Consider the following 7,226-nt stretch of genomic DNA (forward strand, 5'->3'; position numbering starts at 1 on the left):
TGTGTTTTCGTGTTACTATTCTAAAGGTTGATCCTCATCGTCGTTAAAAATTTTGCTTCCAAAATTCTTATAAAACCAATTGTCAATGTTCGACTCGGTTACAGGTTCGTCTTTCTTTTTAGTGGCTTTTGGCTTAGCTTTTGACTTTTCTTTGGGCTTCCATCCAAATCCTCTCGATTTTGGTTTTGGATCAGGTTTGGGAGGAACAAACATTATGGTTTCTTCTTCCGGTTCAGTTTCGTGTTCCGGCTGGTAAGACTTGTCCTCAGCACTCTTGTTTTCCGCTGCAAATTCTTCATTAAGCGGCTCATTTTCAATTACCGCACCGGCGGGTTCTTCAACATCATCATCAAGGTTAAAATTCTGCACTTCTTTTTCAGGCTGTAATTCCCGGTTTGGGTTAGTATCAAATCCGGTAGCCAAAATAGTAACACTAATTTTATCGCCTAAACGTTCGTCGTATCCGTTACCCCAAATAATATCTGCTTCCTGTCCTGCTTTTTCCTGCAAGGTTTCTATTATCTCCCCAATTTCACCAATACGTATTTCTTCGCTACCCGAGATTATATTCAGCAAAATATTTTTTGTTCCATATATATCATTACTATCAAGTAATGGCGACTCAAGTGCTGCCTGAACAGCATCCATTGCACGTCCTTCGCCGGTGGCAAAGCCGGTTCCCATGATAAATACCTCGCTTTTTTGCATTACTGTTTCAACATCGGTATAATCGATGTTTACATTTCCGTGAACCGTAATAATTTCGGCTACACCTTTAACGGCAGTTGCAACAATATTATCGGCCATTTTAAATGCCTGGCTTGCGGGCAAATCGCCATAAATATGGTGCAATCTGTCGTTGCTAATTACGAGCATACTGTCAACATATTCGGCCATTTTATCGATACCTTCCTGGGCCTGATTTCGGCGTTTGTTCCCTTCGGCCGGAGAAGGTATAGTAACCACGGCAATGGTTAAAATATTAAGTTCGCGTGCCAGGCTGGCAATTACAGGAGCTGCGCCTGTTCCGGTACCTCCCCCCATTCCGGCGGCTATAAACAACATTTTTGTGTTGTCTTGAAGAACCTGTTTCAGGTCTTCGTAATTTTCGCGTGCCGCTTCGGCTCCCTTTTCAGGCTTGTTGCCTGCGCCCCGGCCTTCGGTTAAGGTTGTTCCCAGTTGAATTTTAACAGGAACCGGGCTGTTATCCAAAGCTTGCGAATCGGTGTTGCAAATAATATAGTCAACTCCTTTTATTCCTTCTTCGAACATGTGATTGACCGCATTGCAACCACCACCGCCAACGCCAATTACTTTAATAATTGATGATGCTGCCTTTGGAAATTGAAAATTTGCTAATTCTTCGGTCATATCTTTTTGTTTTAATTTAATTCAAGATCTTCGTTATCATCGCCAAAAAAGTTTATTGCACTTTGCAGCGCACCTTTCACATTGGTCATTAAACCACGGCCAGGTTTGCTTTGCTTAGGTTCGGGTAAAATTCGTTCTTCTGCTACATTTTTTGTTAACGAAAGTTTTAATGCGCCCAAAGCGGTTAACAATTCCGGGTTTTTCACTTCATCGCGACGGTTTACGGGTAAAATTACCGGGTGGGCTTTGCGTGCATCCAGCCCGGTGTGAAACTTCACCAGGGTAATAATGTGTCCGAGATTTGAGGTTCCTCCAGCCAGTACAACTCCGGTTCCCAAACGATCCTCAACACCCGACTTCTCAATTTCTGTCACCACACAATCAACAATCTCTTCCAGCCGGGCCTGAATAATATAAGCCAGGCTACGAATGGTAATTTCTTTGGGTTCCCACCCATTATTTTTTGCAATGGTTACGGTGTCTTCCGATTTTATCTGATCGCCCAATGCCTGCCCATAACGCACTTTTAGGAGTTCGGCCTTTTCCATAAAAGTGGAGCAGCCGGCTTTTAGGTCGTTGGTAATTACTGCGCCGGCAAATGGGATAACTGCCGTATGAATCAGAGCATTATCGTAATAAATAGCCAGATTGGTTGTTCCTGCGCCAATATCGAGAACAACTGCCCCCATTTCTTTCTCGGGTTTTGATAAAGCTGCCTCAGCCAAGGCCAACGAAGAATGGTAAACTTCGCCAAGCTGCACACCAACACTTTCGAGTACCCGGTTCAGAATCTGGTAATCGCGATCGGGCATAATAACCAGTTTGTATCGCGCTTCAATTTTTCTACCTGTGGCTCCAACAGGTTTTAATTCCTCAATTTCATCATCAATAATAAACGATGTTGGAATAACTTTTATAATGCGGTAATCACCCTTTATCTTCAGGCTTTTAGCTTCGTTGTACAGTTCATCAATATCCAGGTTGGTAACTACACCTCCATCCCCGGTAAAACGCGTTGCCTTGTAATCGATGGTGTGCATATGTTTTCCGGCGCAAGCAATATCCACAACGTCTATTTCTTCCTCCAGCTGCTGGTCGAGTTGTTCGAGCACAGCTGTGAGCGCCTCGGTTGCATCGGCCAGATTAAATATCAAGCCTCTTTTTATTCCTGCAGAAGGAACCTGTGCAACCGCAAGGATTTCCATTTTTCCTTCGGCGGTTGCAACACCTGCCATGGCTACCATTTTTGCGGTGCCAATATCGACAACAACTGAAAGGTTTGTTTTTGAAGCCATAATTACCGTCTTTTTGCTATTACCTGATCTTTATATTTTAAACTAACTGATTTATACTTGTTCCAATTATCGTTTGCAAGAATTTGCTTATAAAAGGCTTTCATATTTCGCAGTTTTTGCGGATAATTTTCCAATGTCCCAAACTCAATAAAATGATCGCCAACCAAGGGAATAAGCACTACATCTCCATTTTTTTGCACATGAATCTGTTCTATTTGCGCTTCCCAGAAACTATCATTCTCTATACTTAAAACACAAGGCAACAATTGCTTGCGTGCATACTCTTCGTTTATATTTCCGGTAGCGACCAACACATTTGCCGCGTAATTTATTGACACCGGTATTTTACCGCCATATTTATCAAGGTAGTAGTTATTGTTTCCTGCAAAAATGCGAACAACGGGTTTGCGGTGTTTTACGTTTATAGCCAGCGCACCCTTAAACGAAGCACTGTCAGTACGAGTTACCACCTTAAACACCTCTGCATCCAAAATCGCCTCGTGCTTTTTCACTGTATTTTCAAGAAGTTCGGCATCAATGGCATCAAAATCTTTTCCAATAATATCTTTATCAATCGCTGTAACCAATGCGATTAATTCGGTACGATCTACTTTTATTACCTCATCTGCCTCGTAATTAATTTCGATGGTACTGCAAACGGCATTCTTATACTCTAACGAAGTAAAAGCCAGTGTTACCAACAAAAAAGCCAGTAAAACTGCCAGACCACCTATTTTTGCAAACTTTTTAAACATGACCTAATTTTTCCATCAGTTCAGTTATATCATCAACCATGCGGTCAATATCTCCTGCTCCCATCGTAAGAACAACCTCATTTCTGTCGGTTTTTAATATTTTCAATACTTCTTCGCGTTCGGCCAGAATTTTATTTTCTATTTTCATTTGCTTGAAGATAATAGCCGACGACACTCCGGGCATTGGCTCTTCTCTGGCCGGATAAAGCGGAATAAGGATGGCCTTATCGAGCAAATCCAGACTTTCGGCAAATTCAGTAGCAAAATCTTTGGTTCGCGAGTACAAATGAGGCTGAAACACACCTGTTAACTTTTTCCCGGGGAACAGTGCCTTCACCGAATTGATAAAAGCTTTCAACTCCTCGGGGTGGTGCGCATAGTCATCAATATATATTTTCTTTTCCGAGCGGTGTCGAATATCAAACCTTCGTGCTACCCCCTCGTAATCTTCAATTCCTGATTTTATTGCATTAGCAGACGCCCCGGCCAGCCATGCCAAAGCACAAGCCCCAACCGTATTTTCAACATTTACCAGCCCCGGATAATTCATTTTACAATTGGCGATTATCCCGCCGGGTGTTTTTAAATCGAAAACGTAAAATCCGGTTTTTTCATTTAAACGAAGATTGCAAGTGGCAAAATCGGTTTTTCCTTTTAAGGAATAGGAATAAACCCGGGCCTGCGTTTTTGTTGTATCAAGTTCAATTCCCTCTTTAACCACCAATTTCCCATCGGGCTGAATTTGAGATATAAATTTCTCGAACGACTCCACTATCTTTTCCTTCGCTCCATAAATATCCAAATGGTCGGCATCAACCGATGTTACCAATGCCAGCTGTGGTTTTAAATGCAGAAACGACCGATCAAACTCATCAGCTTCAGCCACAATCCAGGGCGAATCGTTTTTGGGCAAAACAAGGTTACTTCTGAAGTTTTTAGAGATTCCGCCTAGAAATGCGCCACAACCCAATTCTGTTTTATCCAGAATATTAGCAACAATTGTGCTTGTGGTGGTTTTTCCGTGTGTGCCGGCAACGCCAACACCCTGCTTTTCGTTGCAAATCATACCTAAAACTTTGGCTCTTTTAAACAGGCCAATTGGCTGGCTTTGAAACCAGTTTAATTCCTTATGTTCGTCGGGCAAAGCAGGGGTATAAACAGCAATGGTTTCAGACGGATTCCATTTTGATGGGATATTTCGGATATCATCATCAAAGTGAATATCAATTCCCTCTTTCTGCAAAGCATCGGTTAATGCTGTAGGCGTGCGGTCGTAACCGGCCACATTTCGCCCCGAGAATTTAAAATACCGTGCAAGCGCACTCATCCCAATTCCTCCTATTCCGAGGAAATACACATTCTTTATTTTCTGAATGTTTTCCATCCTTTATCTCACTAATTTCTCTATTTCATCAACAATTTTCACCGTAGCATCGGGTTTGGCCAGTTCTTTACTTTTGCCCGCCAATGTTGCACAGCGGTCTTTATCAGCCACCACCTCAAATGCCAATGGGAATAATTTTTCATCAATCTCATCGTCGCGCACCATTAATGCAGCTTGCTTATCTACCAAAGCCATTGCATTTTTTGTTTGATGGTCTTCTGATACGTTTGGCGATGGCACCAAAATAGAGGCTTTACCTACCAAACAAAGTTCTGAAATGGTTCCGGCACCGGCACGCGATATTACCAGGTTAGCCACCTCGTAGGCCAAATCCATGCGCGTAATAAACTTATGAATATGAAGGTTGCCCGTTTTTTTTCCGTTCAGCTCTTCCTGAATATTTTTAAAATAATAGGCTCCTGTTTGCCAGATTACCTGCACACCGGAAGCCGCAATCAATTCAATATTTTTTAAAACCGCCTGGTTTACCGAGCGGGCACCAAGGCTTCCGCCCACAATCAAAACCACTTTGTCGGTTTCTGTTAGGTTAAAGAACTCCAGTGCTGTTTTTCTGTCTTGTTTTTCAGTAAGGTTTTTACGAACCGGATTACCGGTCAGAATAATCTTATCAGCCGGAAAAAAGCGCTCCATGTTATCGTAGGCAACGCAAATGCAGTTGGCTTTTTTACTTAAAAGTTTATTGGTTATTCCGGCATACGAATTTTGTTCCTGAATAAGGCTTGGCACCTTATTTTTAGCAGCTGCCCGTAGCAAAGGACCACTGGCATAACCGCCCACGCCAATAGCTACCTGCGGATTAAAATCGGCGACAATTTTTTTGGCCAGCCTGGCACTTTGCCGCAGTTTTTTAAAAAAAGTAATAAGCTTAAGGCTTGGTTTCCGCGGAAACCCCATAACCGGCAAACCAATAATTTTGTATCCTGCTGCAGGCACGCGCTCCATTTCCATTCGGTCTTCGGCTCCAACAAACAAAATATCCACATCGGGATTGCGCATTTTTATTTCGTTGGCAATTGCCAAAGCCGGAAAGATATGTCCTCCGGTGCCTCCTCCGCTTACAATTACCTTATTTATTTTTTTATTCATGTTTTGTTTTATTCATACCTACCTATCGAGCCAATTTCATATCGTTTAATCGTTGGCGCTTTCATTTTCAATTTCATAATCTTCGTCTGGTGCCTTTATCATAATTGGCTGTTCTGTTACTTCTTTATCTTGCTGATTTTGATGGCTAACACTTAATATGAGACCAAAAGCCAGCGAGGTAAACAACAAGGATGTTCCGCCCAGACTTATCCATGGCAATGGTTGCCCGGTTACCGGTAAAGCACCGCTTGAAACACCAATGTTTATCATAGCCTGAAAGACGAGCACCAGCGTTAAGCCGATAACCAAAAATGCCGGAAATGTTCGGGTTGCCCGCCGCACAATTACAACGCCACGGAAGAAAAATATAAGGAATAACATGATAACGGCAATACCGCCCAGCAAGCCATATTCTTCAACAATAATTGCAAAAATAAAATCGTTATAGGCCGCGGCCATATAGTTGCTCACATCCGAATGTCCGGGGCCTTTTCCAAAAATTCCTCCGGTGTAAATGGCCAGTTTGGCGTAATCGGCCTGGGTTATGCCTTTTTCCGAGTTTGGGTCGCCATGAATAAATCGCTCAATACGGCCTTTCATGGTTTGTACTCGCCCGAAACCAGAAGGCAGCATTTCTGCCGTAATGTATATTACTACTACCAGTGCAATACCTGCCCCCACAACCGAAAACAGATATTTCAGGGGTATTCGGCCGCAAAACATCATGGTCATTATTGTAGCAAACAGCAATGCCGAGGTCGAGAAATCGGATATAAAAATAAGACCGCAAACAATACCGGTATAAAAAATTATCTTCTTAAATGCTTCCCACAAATCGCCTTTTGTTTTTTGCCGTTTTCCAAGAATTTTTGCCGAAAACAGAATCAACGCTATTTTGGCCATTTCGGCCGGTTGGAAAGTTACTCCCCAGAAGTTGAGTGTTCGTCCGCTGGTAGAAACAAACTGCGTTCCGCGCATGAGCACCGAAAAAAGCAAAAAAGCAATACTTGCCAGCAAGGCCCACCAGGCGAGTTTCGAATACAGCTTTATGGGCAATACATTTACCATTACCAATATAACGGCAATGCCGGCACTTAAAAAACCAACCTGGCGAAACAGGTATTTTAAAGTGTTTCCCGAGGCCACACGATAAGCCAATGCACCGGTTGAACTGTACACAATTAGCAGCGACAACACTGACAAGAGCATCAGCACCATCCAAAGTACACGATCGCCTTTAAATAATTTCAGAATGGAATGTTGCATTACAAATTCCTTACTTCTTTTTTAAATTGATTTCCTCTGTCTTCGTAA

General features: G+C 42.6%; 6 protein-coding genes. All 6 read right to left on the reverse strand.

Features of this window, described 5'->3' with window-relative positions; all coding sequences use genetic code 11:
- Nucleotides 1-15 precede the first annotated feature (15 nt).
- From ftsZ to QZ574_RS15555, 6 genes are read right to left on the reverse strand one after another with little or no spacing between them, the layout of a single operon-like run.
- On the reverse strand, nt 16-1,371 hold the full coding sequence (gene ftsZ, locus QZ574_RS15530; protein WP_297091158.1) for a cell division protein FtsZ: 1,356 nt from the start codon (nt 1,369-1,371) through the stop codon (nt 16-18).
- Between the two features lie 11 nt (nt 1,372-1,382).
- Nucleotides 1,383-2,666 (reverse strand): cell division protein FtsA, encoded by a 1,284-nt coding sequence (gene ftsA / locus QZ574_RS15535; RefSeq protein WP_297091160.1) that lies wholly within the window; start codon nt 2,664-2,666, stop codon nt 1,383-1,385.
- Nucleotides 2,667-2,668: 2 nt separating this feature from the next.
- Nucleotides 2,669-3,421 carry a hypothetical protein gene (locus QZ574_RS15540; protein ID WP_297091162.1) on the reverse strand — a complete coding sequence of 251 codons (753 nt, stop codon included), beginning with the start codon at nt 3,419-3,421 and terminating at the stop codon, nt 2,669-2,671.
- Nucleotides 3,414-4,805, reverse strand: a complete 1,392-nt coding sequence (murC, locus tag QZ574_RS15545) for a UDP-N-acetylmuramate--L-alanine ligase (RefSeq protein WP_297091164.1) — start codon at nt 4,803-4,805, stop codon at nt 3,414-3,416. Before murC ends, QZ574_RS15540 begins: the two co-directional genes overlap by 8 nt.
- Before the next feature lie 3 nt (nt 4,806-4,808).
- Nucleotides 4,809-5,912 (reverse strand): undecaprenyldiphospho-muramoylpentapeptide beta-N-acetylglucosaminyltransferase, encoded by a 1,104-nt coding sequence (gene murG, locus QZ574_RS15550; protein ID WP_297091166.1) that lies wholly within the window; start codon nt 5,910-5,912, stop codon nt 4,809-4,811.
- A gap of 45 nt (nt 5,913-5,957) precedes the next feature.
- Nucleotides 5,958-7,178, reverse strand: coding sequence for an FtsW/RodA/SpoVE family cell cycle protein (locus QZ574_RS15555; RefSeq protein ID WP_297091168.1), 1,221 nt, complete (start codon nt 7,176-7,178; stop codon nt 5,958-5,960).
- Nucleotides 7,179-7,226 lie beyond the last annotated feature (48 nt).

Source organism: uncultured Draconibacterium sp., assembly GCF_913063105.1.
Lineage (GTDB): Bacteria > Bacteroidota > Bacteroidia > Bacteroidales > Prolixibacteraceae > Draconibacterium.